Here is a 24,356-nt window from a genome sequence, read left to right on the forward strand (position 1 = left end):
TTAAGTACGCTCCGTCTTGCTCAGCCACATATCGCGCATCGAGCCGTCTTTGATCTGCATCGGATAGACGTGCTCGCTGGTGTCGACCGAAATATCGATCACGACCAGGCGATCCTTCATGGCGAACGCTTCTGCCATCTTCGACTTCAAATCTTTCGATTCGGTGATGCGTACGCCAACGTGGCCGTAGGCTTCAGCCAGCTTGACGAAGTCAGGCAGCGATTCCATGTAGGAGTGCGAGTGGCGGCTGCCGTAGCTCATGTCCTGCCACTGACGAACCATCCCCAGAACACCGTTGTTGAGGATGACGATTTTCACTGGCAAGCCATACTGCAGGCAGGTCGACAGTTCCTGGATGTTCATCTGGATACTGCCTTCGCCGGTGACGCAGGCAACGTCGTCATCCGGGAAGCTCAATTTGATGCCCATGGCCGCCGGGAAACCGAAGCCCATGGTGCCCAGACCGCCGGAGTTGATCCAGCGATTCGGCTTGTTGAACGTGTAGTACTGCGCCGCGAACATCTGATGCTGGCCCACGTCGGAAGTGATGAAGGCATCGCCCTTGGTCACTTCGCAGAGGGTTTCGATCACGGTCTGCGGCTTGATCAGGCTGCCGTCGCCCTTTTCGTAAGGGAACAGGCCGCGATCACCGCGCCATTCATCCACCTGCTTCCACCAACTGGCCACGGACTCCTTGTTCGGGGTCTCGCCGATTTCCTTGAGGATCGCGACCATTTCGGTCAGGACGCTCTCCACCGGGCCAACAATTGGCACGTCGGCCTTGATGGTCTTGGAAATCGAAGCCGGGTCGATGTCGATGTGGATGATCTTGGCGTTCGGGCAGAACTTCGCCGCGCCGTTGATCACGCGATCGTCGAAACGCGCGCCGACCGCAAGGATCACGTCAGCATGGTGCATCGCCAGGTTGGCGGTGTAGCTGCCGTGCATGCCGAGCATGCCGATGAACTGACGATCAGTGCCAGGGAAACCGCCCAGGCCCATCAAGGTGTTGGTCACAGGCAAGTTGAGCATTTTCGCCAGTTCGGTCAGCGGTGCGGAACCGTTGCCGAGAATCACGCCGCCGCCGGAATACATGACCGGACGCTTGGCCGCCAAGAGCATTTCTGCTGCCTTGCGGATTTGCCCGGAGTGACCGCGAACGGCCGGGCTGTAGGAACGCAGCTTGGCTTTCTTCGGGAAGATGTATTCGAACTTCTCGGCCGGGTTGGTCATGTCCTTTGGGATATCGACCACGACCGGGCCCGGACGACCGGATTGCGCCAGGTAGAAGGCCTTCTTCATGACTTCCGGGATTTCCGAAGCGTGCTTGATCATGAAGCTGTGCTTCACGATCGGCCGGGAGATACCGATCATGTCGGTTTCCTGGAACGCGTCGGTGCCGACCATGGTGCTTGGCACCTGACCGGAAATGATCACCATCGGAATCGAGTCCATATAGGCGGTCGCGATACCGGTAATGGCGTTTGTGGCGCCAGGACCAGACGTCACCAATACCACGCCGGCTTTACCGGTGGCACGGGCATAACCGTCAGCCATATGGGTAGCCGCTTGTTCGTGACGAACCAGGATGTGAGTCACTTCCGGTTCTTTGAACAGGGCATCGTAAACATGCAGGAGAGCACCACCCGGGTACCCGTAGATATATTTGACGCCTTCGTCACGCAAAAAGCGGACGAGCATCTCACCGCCAGATAAAAGCTCCACGTTGTTCACCTCTAAAACGCCAGAATACCGTCCACAAAAAAGGGGCGGGTCTTAATAGGTTTACTTCTCGGCAGAGCATGAGCGACGGTGGTCGCCGACTACGTCAGCACTGACTGAGCAAGTATTGGGATCGTCCCAAGTGTTGCGGGCCTTTCCCACCCAGCGCGAGGTAACGCGTTGCGGGTGTAACAGGTCGGCGCGGATGTGCGCCTCATGATCTACCGAGTGGGTCTGCTTCTGGCAGTCCCTCTACAGCGGACTTTGGATTCTTCTGTTTCGCCCTCTCCAAGTCAAGCCGTCTATGTGGTTAATTGTGGGTAAGCACATGAGAACGCAAGAAAAAACCCGAAAACCGCTACTCTGTTAGTGTCAATTGCGCAACTTTGCCAAGGAATCAGCATGCGAACGCTCCTCCTCACTCTGCTGATCGGCCTCAGCCCGTGGTGCATGGCCGCTCAAATCTATAAATGGGTCGATGCCCAGGGTGTCACGCACTTCGATGCGCAGCCGCCACCGGGCCAGCCGTCCACCACCCTGCAGACGCCCTCCTCGCCTCCGCCGAAACCGGCGGCAATGCCGGGCAGCGGCGTGCTGGGAGATCAGAAGGCTATCGATGACAAGGTCAAGAAACAGGTGGCTGACCAACAGGCACAGCTAAAACAGTTCTGCGAACAGGCTCGGACGAACCTTGCGCAATTGCAAAACAATCCGCGCTTGAGAGAAGAGGTGGAGGGACAGTTGCGCCGGCTGGATGATGCGCAGCGTCAGGAACGCATTGTCGAGGCTCAGAAACAGATAGCCGAGAATTGCCAATAGGCATCTGCAGGACTGTAGGAGCTGTCGAGTGAAACGAGGCTGCGATCTTTTGACTTTAAAGATCAATAGATCGCAGCCTTCGGCAACTCCTACACAGAATCGGTATTAGCGCGAGGCAGTGATCAGCAGGTCAAACTCTTTGAGCAACACCTGAAGCTGACGATCCTTGCCCTGCACATTGCGCTGGGCGAAGACCATTTCAGCCATTTCCTGAATCCCCGAGGCATTCGGCAACGGCAGATCCTGTTCGAGGATGTATTTCATCTTCGGCAGGAAGATCCATTGCAGCCACTGCTCGAAATCCAGCGTATCGACCGAAAACGGCTCGACACTGCTCAACGCTTCAGCTGACGGCGCAACTTCGTCCCACCAACCCTGCGTGCGCAGTTCACGCTCGATCAGTAGCAACTGATCGGCGATTTTCGGGAAACGTGCATCCATCACAGCGAAACCTTGGCCTTCTGACGGGCCTGAGCGGCACCGGCGGAATCGCCTTGTTTCTCGCGGGACTGAGCGATGATTTCCCACAGGTTGGCTTGCAGGTCCGGACGACCGTTGGCCATGGTCAGCGCACGCCGGGCAAACTGCTCGGCTTGCGGCGCATCACCTTGGGCCATGCGAACCTGCGCCAGACGATAAAGCACTTGCGGTTCACGCGGGGCGACACGCTGGGCTCGCTCAAGGCTGGACGATGCACCGTTGAGGTCGCCGCCGGCCTGCTGCTGTTGCGCGGTGGTCAGCAGAGCGAGCACCGGGCCGTCAAGTTGCTCATCGGCCGACAAGCCGCCACCACTGCTGGCGGAAGGAATCCCGCTTGGCGTCGATGGCATGCTGTAGCTGCCGGTATTGATCGGCGCAGACTCAGCCGGCGAAGGATTGTACGGCCCCGACGTGATACCGCCGGATGCCGGCCCAGGCACGATTGGCGAAGCGCTGATCGGTGTCGACACGGCAGCGCCGCCACCCGGCACCATCACCACCACACCAGTATCACCTTGCGGAATCGCCTGAGTCTGGCCCTGTGCTGGACGCTTGACCGTCGTTTGACGGAAACCGCCATTGGCCGAAATGCGCTCGCTGTTGGACACCGCAGTACCGGAATCAACCACCGGAATCGAACCACGCTGTACGGTAGAGCAGCCGCTGAGCAAAGCCACGGCGGTCACCGCTGGAATCAACCACTTGTTCACTTGAAACCCTCTTTGCTTAATTCATCCAGCCCTTGACCCAATCCATCACCGACTCGCCGGAAGCAGGCGTTTCGCTTGCACAGGCGGCGCCGGGTGGCGGTTCGCTGCCGCGAATATACGGCATCTGCACCGCCCCTGGGCAGTTGGCATCGGAGCCCTGCCCGGTCCGCGAATCGACCCACGCCTGCACGACGTTGTCCGGCTGCGGCATGTCCAGCGGCAGCGGATCGGCCTTGCGCATGAAACTGGTCCACACCTGCAGCGCACCGGTCGCACCGGTGAACGGTGTCTTGCCGTTATCGTCGCGCCCCAGCCAGACCACCGCCAGCAGATCCTGACTGAAACCGGCGAACCAGCTGTCACGGGAATCGTTACTGGTACCGGTCTTGCCGGCCAGCGTCAGAGTCTTGGGCAGCACGTTATAAACCGAGCTGCCGGTACCTTCACGCATCACGCGCTGCATGGCGTTCTGGATCAGATAAATGGAGGCAGGGTCGAAACGCTGCTCGATCTGGAACGGATAACGTTTGAGCGGCTCGCCCTCGGCGGTCAGCACGCTGCGAATCCCGCGCATTGGCGTGTTGAAACCACCGTTGGCCAGCGTTTGGTACATGGTCGCGACTTCGATCGGGGTCATGCCGCCAGCACCGAGCAACATCGACGGGAACGCCGGAAACTCACGCGTCACTCCCAGACGACCGAGTGTTTTCAACACATTCGGCACACCGACTTCCAGGCCCAGACGCGAGGTCGACAAGTTGTAGGAATGCGCCAGCCCCTGATAGAGGAACACCGTGCCGTGGGAGCGGCGGTCATAGTTCTGCGGTTTCCACACCTGACCGTTCGCGCCTTTGACCGACAACGGATCATCAGACAGCCAACTGGTCAGTGTGTACTGGCTCGGTTTTTCCAGCGCAGTCAGATAAACCGCAGGCTTGATCAACGAGCCGATCGGTCGCACGGCATCCAGTGCGCGGTTGAAACCGGCATAACTGGCCTGACGACTGCCGATCATTGCCTGGACCTCGCCGGTTTCCGGATTGGTCACGACCATCGCCGCTTCGACATCGTCGGAGCCCTTGCGCCCGGACAGACGTTTAAAGGTGTCGTTGACCGAGGCCTCGGCTTTCATCTGCAGGATCGGGTCGAAGCTGGTGAAGATGCGCAGACCTTCTTCGGTCAAGTCTTCGTCGCGATAGTCTTCACGCAACTGACGTTTGACCAGATCGATAAAGCCCGGGAACGAGCTGTCGGCGAGCTTGCCGCGAGTAGTCACGCCCAGCGGCATGTTCTTCGCTGCGGCCACTTGCTCGGCAGTCGCCACGCCTTGTTGCTCAAGCACATCGAGCACCAGGTTACGACGCTCCAGCGCACGTTCGGGATTACGACGCGGGTTGTAGTAGGAAGGCCCTTTGACCATGCCGACCAGCAACGCCACCTGATGCAGTTTCAGTTCGGACAATGGTTGACCGAAGAAGAACTGGCTGGCCAGACCGAAACCGTGCACCGCACGCTGACCATCCTGCCCGACGAAGACTTCATTGAGATAGGCCTCAAGGATTTCCTTTTTGTCGTAATGCAGTTCCAGCAGCATCGCCATCATCGCTTCGGTGAGCTTGCGGGTCAGGCTGCGTTCATTGGTCAGGTAGAAGTTTTTCACCAACTGCTGGGTCAGCGTACTGCCGCCCTGCGTCATCTTGCCACCAGAGGTGTTGACCCAGACAGCACGGGCAATCGACTTCGGCGACACACCCCAGTGGCTATAGAAGTCGCGATCTTCTACAGCGACCAGGGTTTCGAGCAGATATGGCGGCACCTGATCGAGTTTGATCAGGATGCGGTCTTCGAGGTTTTTCGGATAAATGCCGCCGATCATCAGCGGTTCAAGACGCACCACGGACAATTTCGAACCGTTGGTCGCCGACAGTTCAGCCACATAGTCGCCGGAGAAGCGCACGCGCACCGGCTGCGGTTTTTCCAGGCCTTCATAGAACTGGAAGCCACGGGTATTCAGATCGACCGTATTGCCGCTGACGGCTGCGGCACCGGGGCCGTTACTCACGGCTTCGCGACGATAGCCGAGGGCATCGAGTTCGGTAAGGAAATCGTCCTTGCTGAGCTTTTGTCCGACGAACAGCTCGAGCGGGCGCGCATAGACCTTGGCCGGGATGGTCCAGCGCTTGCCGGAGAACTTCTCCTGCACCACCGCATCGAGGTATACGGCGAAGCCGGCCAGCACGACAAGGCCGACCAGACTGAGTTTAATGGCCCAGCTCAACCACGGGCTAAGGCCCTTGGAGGGTGGTTTTTTCTTGGTACGGGGGGATCGAGTTCGAGTCATGGCGGCGGATTATACGCACTTTATTCATACTCAACAGGAGCGCTCCGAGGTTTGCGTCAGGCTGGCGAGCGGCCATAATGGCGACCTCGAATTTCCCCCAGTCTCTGAAGGATCGCCCGTGAGCCAGTCACTGATCGCTGCCCTGCAAAACCCGGCCCTCTACCCGCACCCTGTCGAAGGGTTTCAGGTCATCGAAACGCATATCTCGTGGGTGATCCTCACCGGTCCGTTCGCTTATAAAGTGAAGAAGCCGGTGAATTTCGGCTTCCTCGACTTCACCGGCCTCGAGTCGCGCGCGCATTTCTGCGCTGAAGAGCTGCGTCTGAACCAGCGTCTGACCGACGATTTGTATCTGGAAGTGTTGCCAGTCACCGGCAGCGTTGAAGCGCCGCAACTGGGCGGCGACGGCCCGGCGATCGAATATGTGCTGAAAATGCGCCAGTTCCCGCAGAGCGGTTTGCTCAGCACCCTGCAAGCCAACGGCGAGCTGACCACACAGCACATCGACGAGATGGCCGAGCAGATTGCTCGCTTCCACCTCACTGCGCCGAAAGTCCCGGCCGAACACGACGCCGGCACCCCGGACAGCGTGATGGCGCCAGTCTCGCAAAACTTCGAGCAGATCCTGCCGTTCCTCAGCGACAAAAACGATCTGCTGCAACTCGACGCGCTGAAAGCCTGGGCCGAGAGCAGCTTCGAGCGTCTCAAGCCACTGTTTGCCCAGCGCAAGGCCGACGGTTTCACCCGCGAGTGCCATGGCGATATCCATCTGGGCAATGCCACGGTCATCGACGGCAAAGTGGTGATCTTCGACTGCATCGAGTTCAACGAACCGTTCCGCTTCACTGACGTCTGGGCCGACACCGGTTTCCTCGCGATGGACCTGGAAGACCGTGGCCTGAAATCCCTGGCCCGCCGTTTCATCAGCCAGTACCTGGAGCTGACCGGCGACTATCAAGGCCTGGAAGTGCTGAACTTCTATAAAGCCTACCGCGCTCTGGTGCGCGCCAAGGTTGCGCTGTTCAGCATGCCGGCAGACGCGACTCCGGTGCAGCGCGCCACCACCCTGCGCCAGTACCGCAACTACGCCAACCTGGCGGAAAGCTACAGCACCATTCCTTCGCGCTTCATGGCAATCACCCACGGCGTTTCCGCTGTCGGCAAAAGCCACGTGGCCATGCGTCTGGTCGAAGCGCTGGGCGCGATTCGCCTGCGCTCCGATGTTGAACGCAAGCGTCTGTTCGGTGAGCAAACTGTTGCCAATGATGTGCAGGCCGGTATCTACAGTGCCGACGCCAGCACCGCGACCTACGCGCGTCTGCATGAAATCGCTGAAGTGATCCTGCACGCTGGTTTCCCGGTGGTGATCGATGCCACTTACCTCAAGCGTGAGCAGCGCGACAACGCGGCGAAGATCGCCGAGGCCACCGGTACGCCATTCCTGATCCTCGACTGCAACGCGCCGCAAGCGGTGATTGAGAGCTGGCTGGCGATTCGTCAGGCGGACAAACAGGATCCGTCCGACGCCACACTGGCTGTGATCGAAGCACAGCAGGCCAACCGCGAAGCGCTGACACCAGAAGAAATCCTGCGCAGCAAACGCGTGCAGACCAATGAATCCGGAACCCTGGACACCGTGGTCGCGCAGATCCGTCAGCGCTTGCCAGGCCTGTAAGAAACTATTTCGGCCGTGAAGCCCTCGCTTGCTTCACGGCCGTCAAATAGTGGCACTATACTGGCGTCATAAAACCAACGGTGATATGACATGAGCCAGCCGAAACTTCTCGACACCCCGCTGTATGCCTTGCTGCACAAAGACGACATCACAGGTTTCAACAAAGAGCGTCCACAGGATGGCCCGATCGATATGGTCGGTGGCGATTTCCGTGGCCTCGATCTGCGTGAACTGAATGCCGATGGCGTGGATTTCCGCGACGCTTACTTCCGATCCGCCGATCTTCGCGGTATCGATTTCCGCAACGCCTCGCTTGAAGGTGCAAGCCTGGCGCACGCACAGATTTCCGGGGCGTACTTCCCGCCGGAGTTGAGTGCTGACGAGATTCTGATGTCGATGAATTTCGGTACGCGCCTGCGTTATCGCACCCGCTGATCACCTCATTATTCCCTGACACAAAGCCTTCCCTGTAGGAGTGAGCCTGCTCGCGATAGCGGTTTAAAATTCAACACATGTGTGCCTGCCAGTCCGCTATCGCGAGCAGGCTCACTCCTACATTGATTTGTGTTCCCCCCTCCTCATCTGCGTTCGCAGGCCGTTCAAGCGCCCTTTCTTAGAAGCATTTGCGTCGAATCCGACCAAACAACCACGCTTTTCCTACTGATGGCTACACTCCTGAGAAGCTCGCCCACGCACCATTCGGCCGTCGCAAGGAGGCTTGATGAATGATGAACTGCAACACCTGAAGAATCTTGGCAAGACGTCGGCGCAATGGCTGCATGCCGTGGGCATCCACAGCGCCTCGGACTTGCGTCGCCTGGGCGCGGTGGACGCCTACCGGGCCGTGCGTACCCGTGGGTTTCGCGCATCGAAGGTGTTGTTATATGCGATCGAGGGCGCGTTGATGGATGTGCATTGGAACGACATCCCCGCCGAACGCAAGGACGCCCTGAACAAGCAGCTTGAAGCCATTTCATCGCGTCACAAGAACTGAACGGGCATAGACCGTCATGTATTTACTGGGGGAACAATCGGCTTGGGCCGATGCCTTGATCAACCGCTTGCAGAGCTTGCCCGCGCTGTGGCTGCGCGATTTGATGCCTTGCGGGTCGACGCTGGAACTGCAGGCGTCGGATGATTTACTGGCGCAGTTACCCGCCGATCAGTTATTCCTGCTCAATGAAGGGGTGATCAACGGCTGTATCGGGTCGCGTCCACTGTTTTATTGGCAGGAGGGTGATTTGATCGGCCTTCAGCAGGGTGAGGACTGGGCTGATTGCCGTTTGTGCAGTGACGGGGCATTGCGTTTGACGCCCTATCGGCGCCGTGAGGTTCTTCAGCATTTGTATGGCGATGCTCGTCGGGCAGACCAGTTCTTGGATTATCTGCTGGGACAAATGGCAATCCTCGCCCATGCCGTCGCGGAATTGAAACCGCGCGATTTTCGCAGTACCAATGGCTTCAAACGGGTTGAGGCCGGTGAAATTCTGATCAATCAGGGTGACGCGGCTGATCACGTGTTTGTGATCATCGACGGGCATGCCGAAGCGTTTGTAGACGGGCAGAAAGTCGGAGACGTGCCCAAGGACGAGATTTTCGGTGCCATGGCCGTGTTCACTGGCGAACCACGCAATGCCACGGTCGTTGCCCGAGAGCCAAGCACCGTAATGCTGATTCCCGGCGATCAATTCTTGAGCATGACCCGCACCAATCCGAAGATCGCCCACAGCCTGATCGAGAGCATGGCGCGGCGGATCGGTCAGCTGAACAAGCAAGTCACCCAATTTTGCGTAACCAAGAGCTGACGCCACGTCCTTTGTTTCCGGGCCATTACGGCCATTTCCAAGACTAAATCAAAGAAATGAGAAAACAGTTGTTGACGCGCTAATGAGAATCGCTATGATTATCACAACTGGTCGCGAGATCAGTCGATATTCTGAAAAGCCCTTGGTTCGGACTCTCAGATTATCTCCTCATCAGGCTAATCACGGTTATTTGACCCGGTTTTTACCGGGTCTTTTTTTGCCTGGGGAAAAGTCATTTGCCGAACTGTTTGCGCATCTGCTCGCAGTAGTCCTGCTTGGGCGTGGCGGGCGTGTACCAAACGTAATCGGCCATCGTTGCGGTCACTTCGGCGCCCTGCTCTGCCAGCATCAGCACTGTCGGAGTCTCTGTGGCGCCCAAATCCACAACATGCAGCGGCACGCCAACATCCTTGCGCGCATGCCACGCACCGGCCAGCAAGATTGAAGGTGCGGGAGCCGCCAACAGACGCTCAGCCATACGCCGATCACGTTGTTGCTGAACGGCCAGCATCGCGGGCATCTGTGATTCAGGCAGCAAGCCACAGTGGGAATCGCTGATCTGCTCCAGCAATACAGTTTTCACCGACTCAACATTGCTGCGCTGCCCCTTCAACACTGGTGCGTTGCGATAGACGGTGCGGATTTCGGCGCTATTCAGATTTGCCGCCAGCAGTGGATACGGCTGAGTGAGGGCGAAGCGTACAATCGGCCCGTAGAGGTTCCAGTCCCAGCCGTCCTGCCAGGCTAATACACCAGGCAGGTCAGCGGGCGGCGTTATCGACTGATGCACTTGATCAACGCGAGACTGCTGATCCGGCGTAAGCATTTCCAGCAACAGGCTACCTTGCGACCGCTGCTCACCGAGCGAGCGCAATACCCACAACTGCACGGCGTGATGATCGGCATTGTCATGCTGCTCGCCAATAATCAATTGCTCGGGCTCAGCAAGTCGCGTCAGCAACTGCTGCGCCGTCAGCTCCTGCCCGCTACGCAGATCGCGAATCTCGCCATTGACTGGCGGCGGCGCAACAACATGCTGACACCCCACAAGCAACACCACCGCCAACAGCCACAAGCCACGCATGTAATCACCTCGATGATCCTGTCAGCGGGCGATGATCAGCGGATGCCCACGCTCCGGGTGCAGCTGCACCAACACTTCGAGACCGAATACGGCTTGGAGCGTGTCCGGTCGCAAAACCTGCTGCGGTGTATCCAGCGCCACCGGGCGACCGCCTTCAAGCAGCAGGATGCGATCACAATAACGCGCCGCCAGATTCAGATCATGCAGGATCACCAACACCGCCGCGCCACGATCGGCAAACTCACGCACCGCCTGCAGCGTAGTGTGCTGATGAAGCGGATCAAGCATCGATGTCGGCTCATCCAACAGCAGCGTCTGCCCGGCCTGCCCCGGCCAGAGCTGCGCCAACACCCGCGCCAGATGCACACGCTGACGCTCGCCACCGGACAGCGCCAGATAACTGCGACCGCTCAAGTGCCCGGCATCCGCCGCCGCCAAAGCCGCCGCGATGATTTCGTCATCGCGCAACCGACCGCTTTGCCAAGGCAAACGGCCCATGCCCACCACTTCTTCGACGCGGAAAGCAAAATCCAGGGTCGACACTTGGGGCAACACCGCCAATCGTTGCGCACGCTGCGGGCCAGTCCAGTGACTCAACGCCTGCCCGTCAAGCGAAACCCCGCCCGCGCTCGCCGCCAACTCACCGCACAAGGCACCGAGCAATGTACTTTTACCGGCACCGTTCGGCCCGAGCACACCGAGTACTTCACCGGGTTCGAGTTGCAGCGTGACATCGCTGAGCACGGCTTTTCGACCACGCTGGATGTGCAGATTCTGCGCACGCAACATCAGGCACGCCCTCGCAGCAGCAGATAAAGAAAGAACGGCGCACCGATAAACGCGGTGACAATGCCGATCGGCAGCTCTGCCGGCGCCAGCGCCAGCCGCGCGACCAGATCAGCCAACAGCAACAGGCTCGCCCCCGCCAGCACCGATGCCGGCAGCAATACTTTATGATCTGGCCCCGCCAGCAAACGCACCAGATGCGGCACCACCAGCCCGACAAAACCGATCATCCCGGCGGCCGCGACTGCCGCGCCAACCCCCAGCGCCGTGCAAAACACCAGTTCACGCTTGAGCCGCTCGACATCAATGCCCAAATGCCCAGCCTCGGATTCTCCAAGCAGCAAGGCATTCAGCGCTTTCGCCCGACGCGGCAGCCACAACGCGACACCAGCGCTGATGATCAGCAATGGCCAGAGCCGCGCGTAACTGGCGCCATTGAGGCTGCCAAGGTTCCAGAACGTTAGCGTGCGCAAAGTCGCGTCATCCGCCAGATATGTGAACAGCCCGACCGCGGAACTGGCCAGCGCGGTCAGGGCAATGCCCGCCAGCAACATCGTCGCCACATTAGTCTGGCCATTACGGCGACCGAGGCGATAAACCAGCGCCGTCACCCCAAGCCCGCCGAGAAACGCACAGACCGACAACAGATAGGGGCCGAACCATTCCGGCAGGCCGCCAAAAAACGAACCGCCGACAATCGCGATCGCTGCGCCCAATGCCGCGCCGCTGGAAACACCGACCAATCCCGGATCCGCCAGCGGATTGCGAAACAAGCCTTGCATCGCCACGCCGGACAACGCCAAGACACCACCGACCGCCAGCCCGAGCAGAGTTCGCGGCAGACGAATCTGCCCGAGGATCAGTTCAGCCTGCTCCAGTCCATCCGGTGCCAACGGCACGCCGAGCATGCGCAACGCTGCGCGCAACGTATCGAACAGCGGCAGACTCACCGGCCCCAACGCCAACGACAGCCAGATCGCCAGCAAACACAGGAGCGTCAGGCCAATGAACAAGTCACGGGGTTTTACCAGTGTGGTCATTGGCCGCTCTTGGCCGGGTAGAAACCGTCAGTCAGGCTTTTCAGCGCCGCTGGCAAACGCGGCCCGAGCCCACCGACCAGCAGGGTCGGATCCAGCTCCAGCACACGCCCGGCCTTGGCGGCGCGGCTTGAATTGAGAATCGGGTTTTCCTTAAACAACGCCGCTTTCGCCGCCTCACCGGTCAATGCACGGTCGGCGAACACCAGCACTTCAGTATCGAGGCCGGCGAGGGATTCCACGGAAAACGGCTTGTAACCCGTGTGCGTCGCCAGGTTATGTCCGCCCGCCTGTTGCAGCAGCCAGTCGGCCGCGGTGTCCTTGCCCGCAATCAATGGCTTGCCACCGGCATGTCCAAGCAACAGCAGCACACCAGGCGCTTTTTGTTTGGTCTGCACTTCGGTAACCCGAGCCTTCTGCGCATCGAGTTGCTGTTGATAACTTTCCAGCAGTTGCGCGGCCGGAGCCTGAGCGCCGAGCAATTGGCCCAAATGAGTAACGTTTTTCTCCAGCGTCGGCAGATCCGGTTGAGCCGAGAACAACACCACCTGAACCTTGGCCGCTTTGACTTGTGACAGAACCGGCGGCGGCCCCATTTCTTCAGTGCCGATGAGAATGTCCGGACGCAGACTGAGAATGCCCTCTGCCGAAAGACTGCGCTGATAACCAATGCTCGGCAGCAACTTCAACGACTCTGGATGTTGACTGGTGGTATCCACGCCAACCAGTTTCGACTCACCGCCCAAGGCACTGATCCACTCCGACAGCGCACCGCCAGCGCTGACCCAACGTTGCGGCAAATCAGCCGCTGCAGCCTGGTGGCTGACCAAAAGTCCGACACACAGCACGGCAACGCGAGTACTCAGGCGCATACACAGCTTCCTTGAATAAGGTTTTTCCCGGGCATCAGGATGGCAGGCCAAGTATCCTCGACATCTGCCAGACGCCTGCGGGTGAAGGCCGCCATTTGATAATTGTTTGCATTTAAACGTCAAGCTCGGACATATCCAGACACGAGCCGACACTAGAGGATAGCCATGAAGTTTCTCTGCGCAGGCGCCGATCTGGCCGAAGCGAAAAGCCGTGGTTTCGAGATCGACGGCAACAAGCTGTTCGCCGTGCGCCGGAGCGGCCAGGCCTATATCTACCTCAATCGCTGCCCACATCGGGGCGTCGGACTTGAATGGCAGCCCGACCAGTTTCTCGATCCGAGCAACAGCCTGATCCAGTGCGCCACCCACGGCGCACTGTTTCTGATCGAGGACGGTGAATGCGTCGCCGGGCCTTGCGCTGGGCAATCACTCACCGCCATTCCTTGCCGGGAAGATGAGCAAGGGCTGTGGATTGATGTTTAACCTTTAAGGAGCACGTCGAGACGCCGGTCGATGACCATCTCTTCATGGTTCAGCCGCACGCCGTACGCCAGCACTTCAACACCACAGGCGACAGCTTCAAGAAGCGCATCGGCGTAGGCCGAATCGATTTCCTTCGCCGGCCGCACCGCTTCAATCCCGGTCAGATTGACGCAATACAACTGCACCGCGCGAATGCCGTCCCGCGCCAGATGCGCCAATTCACGCAAATGCTTGGCGCCACGCTGGGTCACCGCATCGGGAAACGCCGCCACAGCTGTACCATCGAAACCCAGGGTGACGCTTTTCACCTCTACATAGGCCGGGCCGCTGGGGTATTCGAGGCGGAAGTCGATACGGCTCTTTTCCTGCCCGTAGGCAACTTCACGTTTCAATGCGGTAAAGCCGCTCAACTCGGTGATAACCCCAGCCTGCAACGCTTCTTCAACCAGACCGTTAGCCCGTGCGGTATTCACGCAAAACAAGCGGCCTTGCGGGGTTTCGCCAATTTCCCAGGTACCCGGCAATTTGCGTTTCGGATCGTTGGAGCGACTGAACCAGACCTGCCCGCCTTCAACTTGGCAATTGAGCATCGAACCCGTGTTCGGACAATGAATGGTCAGCAACTCGCCGCTAGCGGTTTCGATATCGGCGAGAAAACGCTTGTAACGACGGATCAGGCGCGCCTCTTCCAGAGGAGGATAAAAGCGCATCAGCCTTGCCAGCTCTTCAAGCCACGCGCGATTCGCTCCACCGCCTCTTGTAAGCGAGGGAGGTTTTGCGTGTAGGCAAAACGCACATGATGACTGGCCTGATAACGGCCGAAATCCAGACCCGGGGTGAACGCCACATGCTCGGTTTCGAGGAAATGTCGGCAGAACGCGAAGGCATCGCCGCCGAACTGGCTGATATCGGCGTACAAGTAGAACGCGCCTTCAGGCTCCACTGTGATATTGAAACCCAACTCGCGCAGGGTGGGTAGCAGGAAGTCGCGACGGCGACCGAATTCGGCCCGGCGCTCTTCCAGAATGGCGATCGTTTCCGGTTCAAAACAGGCCAGCGCCGCGTACTGCGCCATGCTCGGTGCGCTGATGTAGAGGTTCTGCGCCAGTTTTTCCAGCTCGCTGACGGCCGCATCCGGCGCCACCAGCCAGCCAAGTCGCCAGCCGGTCATACCGAAGTATTTGGAGAAACTGTTCAACACAAACGCGCTGTCATCCACTTCCAGAACGCTGGCGGCATCGGTGCCGTACGTCAGACCGTGATAGATCTCATCCACCACCAAATGCCCGTGCCTGGCCTTGATGGCTGTGGATAAGCCGGCCAGTTCATCGCGGGTCAGAATGGTGCCGGTCGGGTTGGCCGGCGATGCGACCAATGCGCCGACGCTGTCGTGATCCCAATGACGCTCGACCAGATCCGGGGTCAGTTGATAGCGCACGTCCGGGCCAACAGGCACCAACTGCGCCGCGCCTTCGACCAAACGCAGAAAGTGCCGGTTGCAGGGGTAGCCCGGATCCGCCAGCAACCAGTGTTTACCCGGGTCGACCAGCAACGCACTGGCCAGCAACAGCGCACCGGAGCCACCCGGGGTGATCAGAATCCGTCGCGGATCGATGTTCAGGCCATAGCGCGATTGGTAAAACCCGGCAATCGCCTCGCGTAACTCGGGAATGCCGCGCGCTGCGGTGTAACGAGTCTTGCCCGCCGTCAGCGCTGCCTGGCCGGCACGAATGATCGGCTCGGCAGTGGTGAAGTCCGGCTCGCCGATCTCCAGATGGATGACATCGTGGCCTTCAGCCTGCAATTCATTGGCCCGCGCCAGCAGCGCCATCACATGGAACGGTTCGATCGCACGACTGCGCGCACTGTAGGGCTGAGCCATTGGCTTTCCTTCGACGGGAAAAAAGAGACGATTCTACCCGTCTGCCGGAACGAGCGAGAACCCGCAGCGGTCACAGCCTCAAGAACGCTGGACTGTAACGATATGAGCGTACGCTCCAGGATTGACTAAAATCAGTGATTGAACAGGTCTTCAACACCACCAGACACGGCTTGCCAAACATTTGCAAGCGCCACCCGCCGGTGCCTCGACATCCGGGAGTAGCGCAGGCTGAATTGATCTGGTAAGTTCGCCCGCTTGCAGCCGCAGGGCCGGCAGGTGTCGGTGATGGAGCAATCCTGCGCAATGGATTACAAGAGTAGAGGCGGTCCATTTCATGCCCACCCAAGCAAAGCAACAGCAGAATCAGACGATCAGCGGTTTCGAACCTTATGTTCCGGCGAAAGGTGAGGAGTACATGGGCGCCCCAATGCGCGCGCACTTCACCAAGGTCCTGAACAAGTGGAAACAGGAGTTGATGCAGGAAGTCGACCGCACCGTTGACCACATGAAGGACGAAGCGGCCAATTTCCCGGACCCGGCCGACCGTGCCAGCCAGGAAGAAGAATTCGCCCTCGAGCTGCGCGCCCGCGACCGCGAACGCAAGCTGATCAAGAAAATCGACAAGACACTGCAATTGATCGAAGACGAAGAGTACGGTTGGTGTGATTCGTGCGGCGTCGAGATCGGTGTAAAACGCCTCGAAGCACGCCCTACAGCCGACATGTGCGTCGACTGCAAGACACTGGCGGAAATCAAGGAAAAGCAGGTCGGCAAGTAATCTCGACCTGAATAAAAAACGGAGCGTGCGAACGCTCCGTTTTTGTTTCTGCCTTTTGCCTTTTGCCTTTTGTAGGAGTGAGCCTGCTCGCGATAGCGGTGGGTCGGTCAATATCGGTGTTGAATGTCACACCGCTATCGCGAGCAGGCTCACTCCTACAGGTTGACCTGCGTATAGCCTGAAAAGTAGTTTCGTCTTCATGACTGCCAAAACATCGCCCGCCTACATCGGCCGCTTCGCCCCAACCCCCAGTGGCCACTTGCATTTCGGCTCTCTGGTTGCCGCCCTCGCCTCTTACCTCGACGCCCGCTCGGTCGGCGGTCGCTGGCTGGTGCGCATGGAAGATCTCGATCCGCCCCGCGAAGAGCCCGGCGCGCAAGCCGCGATCCTCAAGGCGCTGGAGAGCTACGGCTTCGAATGGGATGGCGACATGGTGCGCCAGAGCGATCGACATGACGCCTACGCCGACGTTCTCAACAGCCTTTTCAATCATGGCCTGGCCTACGCCTGTACTTGCTCGCGCAAACAACTGGAGCCGTATAACGGGATTTATCCCGGCCTGTGCCGCAATGCCGGTCATGACCAGCAAGATGCGGCGATCCGCCTGCGCGTGCCGGAGCTGGAATACCACTTCATCGACCGCGTACAGGGCGAATACCGCCAGCATCTGGGCCGCGACGTCGGTGATTTCGTGATCCGCCGCCGCGATGGCCTCTATGCCTATCAATTGGCCGTGGTCCTCGACGATGCCTGGCAAGGCATCACCGACATCGTCCGCGGTGCCGATCTGCTCGACTCGACCCCGCGCCAACTCTATCTGCAAGAACTGCTCGGCCTGCGTCAACCACGCTACCTGCACCTGCCGCTGATCATCCAGCCGGACGGCAACAAGCTCGGCAAGTCCTACCGCTCGCCGCCGCTGCAAGCCGATCAAGCCACGCCATTGCTGTTGCGAGCCCTGCGCGCACTGGGACAAAACCCCGGCGCCGAACTGACTCACGCCACGCCGCAAGAGTTGCTGGCGTGGGGCCGCGCGCACTGGGATGCGACAAAGATCCCGCGCACACTGACCCTGCCCGAAGCGCAACTGCTATGACGGTACTTGCAGTCGCGCGCCCATCCGTTACCATCGCCGCACGTTTTCGGGCACGCGCATAAAAAAGAGAGGCCGGGATGTACATCTATCGCTTGGTCCTGCTTTTAGTCGTGGGGATCTACCTGTTTTCCCCCGCCATCATGGATTGGTGGATCGACGCTACGGGCGCCTGGTATCGCCCCTATCTGCTCTGGCTGATCCTGATTGTCGTAACCTTCATCCTGCAGAGCCAAAAAGATGCCGATGAGCTTTAGCCTGACCCAGATGATCCTGGTCAGCGCCGCGTACCTGGCGGTGCTGTTCGGCGTTGCCTGGATCAGCGAACGGGGCATGATCCCGCGCGCGATCATTCGCCACCCGCTGACCTACACGTTGTCACTGGGGGTTTACGCCAGTGCGTGGGCGTTCTACGGCACGGTGGGACTTGCCTACCAGTACGGTTACGGTTTTCTTTCCAGTTACCTTGGCGTGTCCGGCGCGTTTCTGCTGGCGCCGGTGTTGCTTTATCCGATCCTTAAAATCACCCGCACCTATCAGCTGTCGTCGCTGGCGGATCTGTTTGCCTTCCGCTTTCGCAGCACCTGGGCAGGCGCGCTGACCACGATTTTCATGCTGATCGGTGTGCTGCCGTTGCTGGCGCTGCAGATTCAAGCGGTGGCCGACTCCATCGGCATCCTCACCGGCGAGCCCATTCAGAGCCGCGTGGCGTTGGCGTTCTGTGCGCTGATCATCCTGTTTACGATTTTCTTCGGCTCCCGGCATATCGCCACTCGCGAGAAGCACGAAGGGCTGGTGTTCGCGATTGCCTTTGAATCGGTGATCAAACTGATCGCTCTCGGCGGCGTCGGCCTGTATGCGCTGTACGGCGTGTTCGACGGCCCGCAGCAACTTGAGCTGTGGCTGCTGCAGAACCAGACCGCCCTCGCCGCCTTGCACACGCCGTTGCAGGAAGGCCCGTGGCGTACGCTGTTGCTGGTGTTCTTCGCCTCGGCGATCGTGATGCCGCACATGTATCACATGACGTTTACCGAAAACCTCAACCCGCGCTCACTGGTCAGTGCGAGCTGGGGTTTGCCGCTGTTCCTGTTGTTGATGAGCCTGGCGGTGCCGCTGATCCTTTGGGCTGGCCTCAAACTCGGCGCGACGACCAATCCGGAATATTTCACCCTCGGCATCGGCATTGCCGCCAACAGCAAACCGCTGGCGTTGCTCGCCTATGTCGGCGGTCTGTCGGCAGCGAGCGGATTGATCATTGTGACCACGCTTGCGCTGTCGGGCATGGCACTGAACCACTTGGTGTTACCGCTCTATCAGCCGCCGGCTGAAGGCAATATCTACCGTTGGCTGAAGTGGACGCGCCGCGCGCTGATCGTCGCGATCATCATGGCCGGTTTCGGTTTCTACCTGATGCTCGGCGCCGAGCAGGATCTGGCCAACCTCGGCATTGTCGCGTTTGTTGCGACCCTGCAATTCCTCCCCGGTGTGTTGTCCGTGCTCTATTGGCCGACGGCCAACCGTCGCGGCTTTATCGCCGGTCTGCTGGCGGGGATTCTGGTCTGGGTGGTGACCATGCTGTTGCCGCTGGTCGGTAATCTGCAGGGCTTCTACATTCCGCTGCTGAACATGATCTACGTGCTCGACGACACCAGTTGGCACATGGCGGCCATTGCTTCGCTCGCCGCCAACGTGTTGATGTTCACCCTGATCTCGCTGTTCACCAACGCAAGCCCCGAAGAAGCCAGCGCTGCCGAAGCCTGCGCCGTGGATAACGTTCGTCGCCCGCAGCGGCGTGAACTGCACGCGGCCTCGCCACAGGAGTTCGCCACACAACTGGCGAAACCGTTGGGTGCCAAGGCTGCGCAGAAAGAAGTCGAGCAAGCGCTGCGTGATCTTTATCTGCCATTCGACGAACGCCGTCCTTACGCCTTACGCCGTTTACGCGACCGCATCGAAGCCAACCTCTCCGGCCTGATGGGCCCGAGCGTGGCCCAGGACATGGTTGAAACCTTCCTGCCGTACAAGGCCGGCGGCGAAAACTATGTCACTGAAGACATCCACTTCATTGAAAGCCGCCTCGAGGATTACCACTCACGCCTCACAGGTCTGGCCGCCGAACTCGATGCCCTGCGTCGTTACCACCGTCAGACCTTGCAGGAACTGCCGATGGGCGTCTGCTCGCTGGCCAAGGATCAAGAGATCCTGATGTGGAACAAGGCCATGGAAGAACTCACCGGGATTGCCGCGCAACGCGTGGTTGGTTCGCGTTTGAGCACCATTGGCGAGCCGTGGAAAGGCCTGCTGCAAGGCTTCATCGATCTGCCGGACGAGCATTTGCACAAACAGCACCTGGCCCTCGACGGCCAGACTCGTTGGCTGAATCTGCACAAAGCGGCCATCGATGAACCGCTGGCACCGGGCAACAGTGGTCTGGTGTTACTGGTCGAAGATCTGACCGAAACGCAGATGCTCGAAGACAAACTGGTGCACTCCGAGCGCCTGGCCAGCATTGGTCGCCTTGCGGCCGGTGTAGCCCACGAAATCGGCAACCCGATCACCGGCATCGCCTGTCTGGCGCAAAACCTGCGCGAAGAACGTGAAGACGACGGCGAACTGACGGAAATCAGCGGACAGATTCTCGAACAGACCAAACGTGTGTCACGCATCGTCCAGTCGCTGATGAGCTTTGCCCACGCCGGCAGTCATCAGCACAGTGACGAGCCCGTTTGTCTGGCCGAAGTCGCCCAGGATGCGATTGGCCTGCTGGCGTTGAACCGACGCAATTTCGAAGTGCAGTTCTACAACCTGTGCGATCCCGACCACTGGGTCGAAGGCGACCCACAGCGGCTCGCTCAGGTGCTGATCAATCTGCTCTCCAACGCCCGCGACGCCTCGCCGCCGCACAGTGCGGTACGGGTCAAGAGCGAAGCCGGCGAACACACGGTCGATCTGATCGTCGAAGACGAAGGCAGCGGTATTCCGAAGAACATCATGGATAGATTGTTCGAACCCTTCTTCACCACCAAGGATCCTGGCGAAGGCACCGGTCTGGGCCTTGCACTGGTCTATTCCATCGTTGAAGAGCATTATGGACAAATCACCATCGACAGCCCGGCTGATGTACAAAGCCAACGCGGCACCCGTATCCGGGTGACCTTACCGCGTCATGTCGAAGCGACGTCCGCTGTGAACTGAGACCGTCGAGAGTATCGAATCAATGCCGCACATTTTGATCGTCGAAGACGAAACAATTATCCGCTCCGCCTTGCGCCGCCTGCTGGAACGCAACCAGTATCAGGTCAGCGAAGCCGGTTCAGTGCAGGAAGCACAAGAACGCTTCACCATTCCTACGTTCGATCTGATCGTCAGCGATCTGCGTTTGCCGGGCGCGCCGGGTACCGAGCTGATCAAGCTCGGCCAGGGCACACCGGTGCTGATCATGACCAGTTACGCCAGCCTGCGCTCGGCGGTCGACTCGATGAAAATGGGCGCGGTGGACTACATCGCCAAGCCTTTTGACCACGATGAAATGCTTCAGGCTGTCGCGCGGATCCTGCGTGATCGCCAGTCGGCACCGGCTGCCGGCGAAGCGGTTGCCAGCAAACCGGCCAATGGCAGCGGCAAATCTGCCGTCGACAACAGCAACGGCGAGATCGGCATCATTGGTTCGTGCCCGCCGATGCAGGATCTGTACAGCAAGATCCGCAAAGTCGCGCCAACTGATTCCAATGTGTTGATTCAGGGTGAGTCCGGCACCGGTAAAGAACTGGTGGCCCGCGCCCTGCACAATCTGTCGAAACGCGCCAAGGCGCCGATGATTTCGGTGAACTGCGCGGCCATTCCGGAAAGCCTGATCGAGTCCGAACTGTTCGGCCACGAAAAAGGCGCGTTCACTGGCGCCAGCGCCGGGCGTGCCGGTCTGGTTGAAGCGGCGGACGGCGGCACCTTGTTCCTCGACGAAATCGGTGAGCTGCCACTTGAGGCGCAAGCCCGCCTGCTGCGTGTGTTGCAGGAAGGCGAAATTCGCCGTGTTGGTTCGGTGCAGTCGCAGAAGGTCGATGTACGCCTGATCGCGGCCACTCACCGGGATCTGAAGAGCCTGGCGAAAATCGGCCAGTTCCGTGAAGACCTTTATTACCGTCTGCACGTGATCGCGCTGAAACTGCCTGCGCTGCGCGAGCGCGGTGCCGACGTCAACGAAATCGCCACGGCATTCCTCGCTCGCCAGAGCGCACGCATCAACCGTACCGACCTTAAATTTGCCGCGGATGCCGAACAGGCGATCCGGCATTATTCCTGGCCGGGTAACGTGCGTGAGCTGGAGAACGCGGTCGAGCGCGCGGTGATTCTGAGCGAAAGCCCGGAAATCTCCGCCGATCTGCTGGGCATCGACATCGAGCTGAGCGATCTGGAGGACGACGAGTTCATCGGTCTGCCACCGCAAACGGGCGGTAACGCCAGCAACAGCAGCCATGAGCCGACCGAAGACTTGTCACTGGAAGACTACTTCCAGCACTTCGTCCTTGAACATCAGGACCACATGACTGAAACCGAACTGGCGCGCAAACTGGGCGTCAGCCGCAAATGCCTATGGGAACGCCGTCAGCGTCTGGGCATCCCACGGCGCAAGACCGGGGTCGCCAGCGAGAGCTGAACGTTACCTGTCGAGTGTGCGGGTAACGCTTGAAGCGGTGAAAAAACTGTTACCTCAGTCCTTTCACGTAACAGAAGCCGGGGTTATCGGTAACGATACCCCGGCTTTTTTTCGCCCCGACAAAACGGTTATATCGACCTAACCCCTTGTTTTATTGGCTATCGCAAAAGTTGGCACGGCACCTGCTATATGTTCAGTACAAGAACAATAACAAGCAATGCACAAGACAATAAAAATAAGACGAATCGACTCACGCACAATAAAAACAAGACGGCGAGAGGCGCAGCTAACTGATTCTTTTGGAGAGGCGTTGTATTTGGGGCTTGCCCCACGACCAGGCCGAGAACAACAAAAACTGTCCTAAGACAGAGCCTGTACTGGTTGGATCGAGAGATCACTGCAATTCAGCGACCAAAGCAATCCGTTTGCTCTTGGCTCCCGATTGGGAGGGTCACGAAGGAAACACTTCGTGGCGAGGGCACTCAACAAAAACAAGAAGCCCGAATCAATAATAAAAAGAGCACGCAACTACTTCTTGGGGAGCTTCGGCTCCCCTTGTAGTTTCTCCCTTCTGTAAAAAACTCCCTGTTTTGCCCCGCTTCACCCTTGCAGCTTGCGGCTTACAGCTCAAATCTGCCGTGTCCTACACCATCCCCCGACTAAATGCTAGAATCTGCGCCCATCATGCGGTCATTCTTTGGTATGGCCGAACATTCCTTCAAACAGTGCATCCCATGCTGAAGAAGTTGTTCCAGTCATTCCGAACTCCCGTGCGTCGTACGCAACACATCCGCAGCACCCCTGAGGTGCTCAACAGCGGTCAACATTCGCTGCAGAAAACGCAGTTCAGCCGCTATGCGGTGAATATCGTCGAACGCCTGCAAGGTGCCGGTTACCAGGCTTATCTGGTCGGCGGTTGCGTGCGTGACATGCTGCTGGGCATCACGCCCAAGGATTTCGACGTCGCCACCAGTGCCACGCCCGAGCAAGTCCGCGCCGAATTCCGCAATGCGCGGATTATCGGTCGCCGCTTTAAACTCGTGCACATCCATTTCGGTCGCGAAATCATCGAAGTCGCGACCTTCCGCGCCAATCACCCGGTCAACGATGACGACGAAGACAGCAACCAGTCTTCGCGTAACGAGAGCGGGCGGATTCTGCGCGACAACGTTTACGGCACCCTGGAAGAAGACGCGCAACGCCGCGACTTCACCATCAACGCCCTGTATTACGATCCGGTCAGCGAGCGCATCCTCGATTACGCCAATGGCGTACACGACATCCGCAATCACCTGATCCGTCTGATCGGCGATCCGAAGCAGCGCTATCAGGAAGACCCGGTGCGCATGCTGCGGGCCGTGCGTTTTGCCGCCAAGCTCAACTTCGGTATCGAGAAGCACACCGTGCAGCCGATTCGTGAACTGGCGCCGATGCTGCGCGAGATCCCTTCGGCGCGTCTGTTCGAAGAAGTGCTCAAACTGTTCCTCTCGGGGCACGGCGCGATCACTTTCGAAATGCTGGTCGACCTGCAACTGTTCGCCCCGCTGTTCCCGGCCAGTGCCGATGCGCTGGAACACAACCCGGAATACACCCACACGCTGATCAGCGAAGCGCTGACCAACACCGACCTGCGCATCAAGCAGAACAAACCGGTGACCCCGGCGTTCCTGTTTGCCGCGCTGCTGTGGCCTGCCCTGCCGGCTCGCGTGTTGCGCCTGCAAGAACGTGGCATGCCACCAATCCCTGCAATGCAGGAAGGCGCCCACGAGCTGATCGCCGAACAGTGCCAGCGCATCGCGATTCCGAAACGTTTCACCATGCCGATCCGCGAGATCTGGGACATGCAGGAACGTCTGCCACGCCGCAGCGGCAAACGCGCCGACCTGTTACTGGACAACCCGCGTTTCCGCGCCGGTTACGACTTCCTGCTGCTGCGTGAAAGCGCTGGCGAGGAAACGGATGGTCTGGGCGAATGGTGGACGGACTATCAGGATGCCAACGACAGTGAACGTCGCGACATGATCCGCGACCTCAGCGGCAAGGGCGATGACGCCAGTGGCGCGCCGCGCAAACGTCGTCGCAGCAGCGGCTCCAAGCGCAAACGCACCAGCGCCCCGAGCGCTACAGGCGAATAA

General features: G+C 59.2%; 22 protein-coding genes. 12 read left to right on the forward strand and 10 right to left on the reverse strand.

The window, feature by feature from the left end; genetic code table 11:
• A complete protein-coding gene (locus PspR84_RS24495) occupies positions 1 to 1,725 on the reverse strand; it encodes an acetolactate synthase 3 large subunit (RefSeq protein ID WP_093434972.1) in 1,725 nt (574 codons plus the stop codon).
• A 399-nt stretch (positions 1,726 to 2,124) separates the two neighbouring features.
• Between PspR84_RS24495 and PspR84_RS24500 the strand changes: the two genes are divergently transcribed.
• On the forward strand, positions 2,125 to 2,541 hold the full coding sequence (locus PspR84_RS24500; RefSeq protein ID WP_160059436.1) for a DUF4124 domain-containing protein: 417 nt from the start codon (positions 2,125 to 2,127) through the stop codon (positions 2,539 to 2,541).
• Positions 2,542 to 2,646: 105 nt separating this feature from the next.
• Here PspR84_RS24500 and PspR84_RS24505 read toward each other — a convergent pair whose 3' ends face one another.
• From PspR84_RS24505 to mrcB, 3 genes are read right to left on the reverse strand one after another with little or no spacing between them, the layout of a single operon-like run.
• A complete protein-coding gene (locus PspR84_RS24505; RefSeq protein WP_160059437.1) occupies positions 2,647 to 2,982 on the reverse strand; it encodes a YqcC family protein in 336 nt (111 codons plus the stop codon).
• The gene (locus PspR84_RS24510) at positions 2,982 to 3,731 is read right to left on the reverse strand and encodes a hypothetical protein (protein WP_108226992.1); all 750 of its coding nucleotides are present in this window, start codon (positions 3,729 to 3,731) and stop codon (positions 2,982 to 2,984) included. The genes PspR84_RS24505 and PspR84_RS24510 overlap by 1 nt, the downstream gene beginning before the upstream one ends.
• A 16-nt stretch (positions 3,732 to 3,747) precedes the next feature.
• Positions 3,748 to 6,072, reverse strand: a complete 2,325-nt coding sequence (gene mrcB, locus PspR84_RS24515; RefSeq protein ID WP_160059438.1) for a penicillin-binding protein 1B — start codon at positions 6,070 to 6,072, stop codon at positions 3,748 to 3,750.
• A 118-nt stretch (positions 6,073 to 6,190) separates the two neighbouring features.
• On the opposite strand from mrcB, the gene PspR84_RS24520 reads away from it, so the two are divergent.
• The 4 genes from PspR84_RS24520 (at position 6,191) to PspR84_RS24535 (ending at position 9,552) form a co-directional block, all read left to right on the forward strand.
• Positions 6,191 to 7,747, forward strand: a complete 1,557-nt coding sequence (locus tag PspR84_RS24520; RefSeq protein WP_160059439.1) for a bifunctional aminoglycoside phosphotransferase/ATP-binding protein — start codon at positions 6,191 to 6,193, stop codon at positions 7,745 to 7,747.
• A 90-nt stretch (positions 7,748 to 7,837) separates the two neighbouring features.
• Positions 7,838 to 8,182 (forward strand): pentapeptide repeat-containing protein, encoded by a 345-nt coding sequence (locus PspR84_RS24525; RefSeq protein ID WP_007909940.1) that lies wholly within the window; start codon positions 7,838 to 7,840, stop codon positions 8,180 to 8,182.
• Between the two features lie 286 nt (positions 8,183 to 8,468).
• Positions 8,469 to 8,741, forward strand: a complete 273-nt coding sequence (locus tag PspR84_RS24530) for a TfoX/Sxy family protein (RefSeq protein ID WP_003228231.1) — start codon at positions 8,469 to 8,471, stop codon at positions 8,739 to 8,741.
• A 16-nt stretch (positions 8,742 to 8,757) separates the two neighbouring features.
• A complete protein-coding gene (locus tag PspR84_RS24535) occupies positions 8,758 to 9,552 on the forward strand; it encodes a cyclic nucleotide-binding domain-containing protein (RefSeq protein ID WP_160059440.1) in 795 nt (264 codons plus the stop codon).
• A 232-nt stretch (positions 9,553 to 9,784) separates the two neighbouring features.
• Here PspR84_RS24535 and PspR84_RS24540 read toward each other — a convergent pair whose 3' ends face one another.
• Genes PspR84_RS24540 through PspR84_RS24555 form a run of 4 tightly spaced genes read right to left on the reverse strand, consistent with a single transcriptional unit; the run spans position 9,785 to position 13,331 of the window.
• The gene (locus PspR84_RS24540) at positions 9,785 to 10,636 is read right to left on the reverse strand and encodes a ChaN family lipoprotein (protein WP_160059441.1); all 852 of its coding nucleotides are present in this window, start codon (positions 10,634 to 10,636) and stop codon (positions 9,785 to 9,787) included.
• Positions 10,637 to 10,657: 21 nt separating this feature from the next.
• Positions 10,658 to 11,425, reverse strand: coding sequence for a heme ABC transporter ATP-binding protein (locus tag PspR84_RS24545; protein ID WP_160059442.1), 768 nt, complete (start codon positions 11,423 to 11,425; stop codon positions 10,658 to 10,660).
• Complete coding sequence (locus PspR84_RS24550) at positions 11,425 to 12,408, reverse strand: iron ABC transporter permease (RefSeq protein ID WP_174244531.1); 984 nt, start codon at positions 12,406 to 12,408, stop codon at positions 11,425 to 11,427. Before PspR84_RS24550 ends, PspR84_RS24545 begins: the two co-directional genes overlap by 1 nt.
• A 50-nt stretch (positions 12,409 to 12,458) precedes the next feature.
• Entirely contained in the window at positions 12,459 to 13,331 is an 873-nt protein-coding gene (locus tag PspR84_RS24555) for an ABC transporter substrate-binding protein (protein WP_160059444.1), read from the reverse strand.
• Between the two features lie 165 nt (positions 13,332 to 13,496).
• On the opposite strand from PspR84_RS24555, the gene PspR84_RS24560 reads away from it, so the two are divergent.
• A complete protein-coding gene (locus PspR84_RS24560; RefSeq protein ID WP_160059445.1) occupies positions 13,497 to 13,814 on the forward strand; it encodes a Rieske (2Fe-2S) protein in 318 nt (105 codons plus the stop codon).
• Here PspR84_RS24560 and sfsA read toward each other — a convergent pair.
• Positions 13,811 to 14,524, reverse strand: coding sequence for a DNA/RNA nuclease SfsA (sfsA, locus tag PspR84_RS24565; protein ID WP_160059446.1), 714 nt, complete (start codon positions 14,522 to 14,524; stop codon positions 13,811 to 13,813). The genes PspR84_RS24560 and sfsA overlap by 4 nt on opposite strands.
• Entirely contained in the window at positions 14,524 to 15,696 is a 1,173-nt protein-coding gene (locus tag PspR84_RS24570) for a pyridoxal phosphate-dependent aminotransferase (RefSeq protein ID WP_160059447.1), read from the reverse strand. Before PspR84_RS24570 ends, sfsA begins: the two co-directional genes overlap by 1 nt.
• A 334-nt stretch (positions 15,697 to 16,030) precedes the next feature.
• On the opposite strand from PspR84_RS24570, the gene dksA reads away from it, so the two are divergent.
• From dksA to PspR84_RS24600, 6 genes are all read left to right on the forward strand, one after another.
• Positions 16,031 to 16,474 carry an RNA polymerase-binding protein DksA gene (dksA, locus tag PspR84_RS24575; RefSeq protein WP_008080850.1) on the forward strand — a complete coding sequence of 148 codons (444 nt, stop codon included), beginning with the start codon at positions 16,031 to 16,033 and terminating at the stop codon, positions 16,472 to 16,474.
• 199 nt (positions 16,475 to 16,673) lie between these two features.
• Entirely contained in the window at positions 16,674 to 17,570 is an 897-nt protein-coding gene (gene gluQRS, locus PspR84_RS24580; protein WP_160059448.1) for a tRNA glutamyl-Q(34) synthetase GluQRS, read from the forward strand.
• Between the two features lie 77 nt (positions 17,571 to 17,647).
• Complete coding sequence (locus PspR84_RS24585) at positions 17,648 to 17,824, forward strand: hypothetical protein (protein ID WP_003176118.1); 177 nt, start codon at positions 17,648 to 17,650, stop codon at positions 17,822 to 17,824.
• Complete coding sequence (locus PspR84_RS24590) at positions 17,808 to 20,762, forward strand: sensor histidine kinase (RefSeq protein WP_174244481.1); 2,955 nt, start codon at positions 17,808 to 17,810, stop codon at positions 20,760 to 20,762. Before PspR84_RS24585 ends, PspR84_RS24590 begins: the two co-directional genes overlap by 17 nt.
• A 22-nt stretch (positions 20,763 to 20,784) precedes the next feature.
• Complete coding sequence (locus tag PspR84_RS24595; protein WP_007909919.1) at positions 20,785 to 22,221, forward strand: sigma-54 dependent transcriptional regulator; 1,437 nt, start codon at positions 20,785 to 20,787, stop codon at positions 22,219 to 22,221.
• 734 nt (positions 22,222 to 22,955) lie between these two features.
• Positions 22,956 to 24,356, forward strand: a complete 1,401-nt coding sequence (locus tag PspR84_RS24600) for a polynucleotide adenylyltransferase PcnB (protein WP_160059449.1) — start codon at positions 22,956 to 22,958, stop codon at positions 24,354 to 24,356.

This window comes from Pseudomonas sp. R84 (assembly GCF_009834515.1).
Lineage (GTDB): Bacteria > Pseudomonadota > Gammaproteobacteria > Pseudomonadales > Pseudomonadaceae > Aquipseudomonas.

Bases quoted from the DNA above. Each gene is read 5' to 3' on its own strand.
- PspR84_RS24500 (WP_160059436.1), top strand. From the start codon at position 2,125: ATGCGAACGCTCCTCCTCACTCTGCTGATCGGCCTCAGCCCGTGGTGC.
- PspR84_RS24505 (WP_160059437.1), bottom strand. From the start codon at position 2,982: ATGGATGCACGTTTCCCGAAAATCGCCGATCAGTTGCTACTGATCGAG.
- mrcB (WP_160059438.1), bottom strand. From the start codon at position 6,072: ATGACTCGAACTCGATCCCCCCGTACCAAGAAAAAACCACCCTCCAAG.
- PspR84_RS24525 (WP_007909940.1), top strand. From the start codon at position 7,838: ATGAGCCAGCCGAAACTTCTCGACACCCCGCTGTATGCCTTGCTGCAC.
- PspR84_RS24530 (WP_003228231.1), top strand. From the start codon at position 8,469: ATGAATGATGAACTGCAACACCTGAAGAATCTTGGCAAGACGTCGGCG.
- PspR84_RS24535 (WP_160059440.1), top strand. From the start codon at position 8,758: ATGTATTTACTGGGGGAACAATCGGCTTGGGCCGATGCCTTGATCAAC.
- PspR84_RS24540 (WP_160059441.1), bottom strand. From the start codon at position 10,636: ATGCGTGGCTTGTGGCTGTTGGCGGTGGTGTTGCTTGTGGGGTGTCAG.
- PspR84_RS24545 (WP_160059442.1), bottom strand. From the start codon at position 11,425: ATGTTGCGTGCGCAGAATCTGCACATCCAGCGTGGTCGAAAAGCCGTG.
- PspR84_RS24555 (WP_160059444.1), bottom strand. From the start codon at position 13,331: ATGCGCCTGAGTACTCGCGTTGCCGTGCTGTGTGTCGGACTTTTGGTC.
- PspR84_RS24560 (WP_160059445.1), top strand. From the start codon at position 13,497: ATGAAGTTTCTCTGCGCAGGCGCCGATCTGGCCGAAGCGAAAAGCCGT.
- sfsA (WP_160059446.1), bottom strand. From the start codon at position 14,524: ATGCGCTTTTATCCTCCTCTGGAAGAGGCGCGCCTGATCCGTCGTTAC.
- PspR84_RS24570 (WP_160059447.1), bottom strand. From the start codon at position 15,696: ATGGCTCAGCCCTACAGTGCGCGCAGTCGTGCGATCGAACCGTTCCAT.
- dksA (WP_008080850.1), top strand. From the start codon at position 16,031: ATGCCCACCCAAGCAAAGCAACAGCAGAATCAGACGATCAGCGGTTTC.
- gluQRS (WP_160059448.1), top strand. From the start codon at position 16,674: ATGACTGCCAAAACATCGCCCGCCTACATCGGCCGCTTCGCCCCAACC.
- PspR84_RS24585 (WP_003176118.1), top strand. From the start codon at position 17,648: ATGTACATCTATCGCTTGGTCCTGCTTTTAGTCGTGGGGATCTACCTG.
- PspR84_RS24590 (WP_174244481.1), top strand. From the start codon at position 17,808: ATGCCGATGAGCTTTAGCCTGACCCAGATGATCCTGGTCAGCGCCGCG.
- PspR84_RS24595 (WP_007909919.1), top strand. From the start codon at position 20,785: ATGCCGCACATTTTGATCGTCGAAGACGAAACAATTATCCGCTCCGCC.
- PspR84_RS24600 (WP_160059449.1), top strand. From the start codon at position 22,956: ATGCTGAAGAAGTTGTTCCAGTCATTCCGAACTCCCGTGCGTCGTACG.